This is a genomic window from Mucilaginibacter sp. P4_G9, assembly GCF_056400985.1.
This window is the reverse complement of sequence record NZ_JBFUKF010000581.1, coordinates 1-2435: the sequence shown is the minus strand read 5'-3', so window position 1 is coordinate 2435 and position 2435 is coordinate 1. Positions and strand designations below refer to the sequence as shown.

3 protein-coding genes are annotated in these 2435 nt (G+C 42.1%); all 3 read right to left on the bottom strand.

Annotated features, from left to right (window positions below):
* Window positions 1-1026: helix-turn-helix domain-containing protein (locus AC1DPZ_RS25550; RefSeq protein WP_477408790.1), on the bottom strand; the 1026-nt coding region annotated here is incomplete at its 3' end.
* A gap of 207 nt (window positions 1027-1233) precedes the next feature.
* On the bottom strand, window positions 1234-1683 hold the full coding sequence (locus AC1DPZ_RS25545; RefSeq protein WP_477408788.1) for a PA2169 family four-helix-bundle protein: 450 nt from the start codon (window positions 1681-1683) through the stop codon (window positions 1234-1236).
* 71 nt (window positions 1684-1754) lie between these two features.
* Window positions 1755-2309, bottom strand: a complete 555-nt coding sequence (locus tag AC1DPZ_RS25540) for a YciE/YciF ferroxidase family protein (RefSeq protein WP_477408786.1) — start codon at window positions 2307-2309, stop codon at window positions 1755-1757.
* Window positions 2310-2435: the final 126 nt, after the last annotated feature.

Genomic DNA, 2435 nt, shown 5'->3' with positions numbered 1-2435 from the left:
CTCATAGGCAATACCAAGCAGCGTGATATGATCATAGGATGGGTCCTGCATTTTGAGCGCAACCTCGCGAACACGGTATTCATTGATAAAATCGTTGAAGCTTTTTTTGAAAACTGTATTAATAATTCGGGATACTTCATGAGTATGCAATCCAAGTTTTTCAGCAAGAGAGCTCAGGCTTAATTCCGTATCCCGGTAGTGCCCTTTTTCCTTTATTTCCATTTTTAACCAGGATCCTTTTTGCTTCAGATCTGCCGGTAATAATAGCTTTAGGGTAGTATCCGTCTTCTCAGGAGTTTCTGCTTTTAAATGGCTCTTTGCAGCAATCCAAATGATTAGGGATATGAAAAGCAGGTACAAAGGAAAATAATACTGTGCTCCTGATTTATCATGGTAATAAAAATAGTCAACAGCTGTAAACGGTATCCAAAGCAGCCATAACATACCGAATGCGGTAAGCAAGCGATCTAACCATAGTAACTCGTTGCGGTAACGGTCGCCCCCATTAAATTTTATCCGCCGGTAAAAACTTCCTATCTGCCTGTGAGCCAGGTAAAGGTAAATTGTGACCGAAACAAACGCCAGCAATTGCAATACCAGGTTCAGTTGCTGAAAGGCGGGCGTTTCATAAGTAGCTGCACCGGTATTTATACTATCCCTAACTTCCAATGCCTGGGCGCCCAATTCCAGCAGCAACGGACTAAAATGCAGTAGATCCTTAGACCGGAATTTATATTCCGGCCGGGTTACTTTAAGCACGTAAAAGAAAATAAGGGGGCCAATAGCAAGCGAAAATTGCAGCGGTAGCCGGCTCCAATTAGCAATGTAAGTTGACAGCCCGATGTGGATGCCTAATATCCGCGCTATCCACAAAACAATCGTAACCATTGCCAGGGCCAAAAGCCGGTTTGCAGCCCGGTTTATCCTTTTAGTGAACCATAAAAGCAGGATAAAAGTGAGCCCGATAAAGAGCGTACCAAAGAAAGCCAGGTCGTAGGTATTAATATGGAAAGTATATGTATCCATTTGAAATATTAAAACTCAATCGCTCTTACAAACTTATAATTTATTGATATATAAAAAATTATATGTACCAACTCAACTGCTTTTTTTCTGCAACAAAAACCCGGATGCTACATATGCTGTAAATTTTCCGTACTGTAAAAAAAAAGAGCCGCACCAATCAAATTGGTGTGGCCCTTTTCCCGTACAGTAAATTAACGACTGGTGTTATTACATATCCCGTAAACGTTTGATGGTATCATGACTGGCGTTAATACCTTGTTGCTGTTTCGTGAGCAACCCGCGTACTTCCGGCTCCAAATCAGTTTCGGCCAAAGCATTCCGGTAAGCTTTCTTGATTGCATCTTCGCCGCGTTCACATTCTTCCAGTATACTTTTACGATCGCCGCCGCTAAACATGGCCTTTACATCTATCCAGGCACGATGCAATGAACCTGTTACACTGGTACCGGTTTCCGGATCGCCGTTATTACGACCCACCGCTGCAGCCAGTTCGGTTACATTTACACGGCTCTGCTGACCAAATTGGTCAAAGGTAGCTTTCAGGTCGATGTTTTCATCTTTCAAATCGGCCGCTGCTTTTTCAAAGCCGGCGGCGCGGTCATTATTGATCTCGATCAGGTCGTTTAATACGTCGATTGTTTTTTCTGTAGTTTCCATAGATATTTTAATAAATGTTTACATATCCCCATTCAAGCTGTTACCTATCAAACAAGCATAAATGGTTGTTCTTATTCCGCAGCAGCCTGTTCGTTAATGGAACTTTCTGCAAGGGCAGTTAACGCCTGGTCGGTTGCTTTTTCATTTTCCAGCGTCCTGCCTAATAAGGCCGCCACATCCGTATGTCCCATACTATCGGCGAAAGCCCTAAGCGTTCCATAGGTTGCTATCTCATAATGTTCTACTTTTTGAGCAGCGAGGATTAAACCCGCATCGCGAATTAAAGTTCCGGCATCGGTATCTTCAATAATACCGTCAGCCTCTTCCAACAGGCCTGCCATGGCATCGCATTTTTTTGCTGTCGCTTTTTCGCCCAGCAGCTCAAATACCTGTTCCAACGTATCTGCGTGGGTTTGGGTTTCCTGTGCGTGCTTGTCAAAAGCCGCTGCAAGCTCGGGGCTCGTGGCCGCTTTTTTCATTTTTGGCAAGGCCTTTACCAGGTGCTTTTCTGCCCAGTATATGTCTTTCAATTCATCTACAAAAAATTCATGAAATTCTGAATTTTCCATTTTTCCGGTTTTTGTCGTAGCGGTTCTGGTTCCGTTACTTTTTGTTGAAGTTGTCATAGATATTTGGTTTATAAAATGTCTTTTAACAACATCGGCAGAAAAATAAAGTTTTATGAATTTTAATTTTATAATTAAAAAATTACATAAATAATTAAATAAACCCCAAAAATAGCAGCATATTGC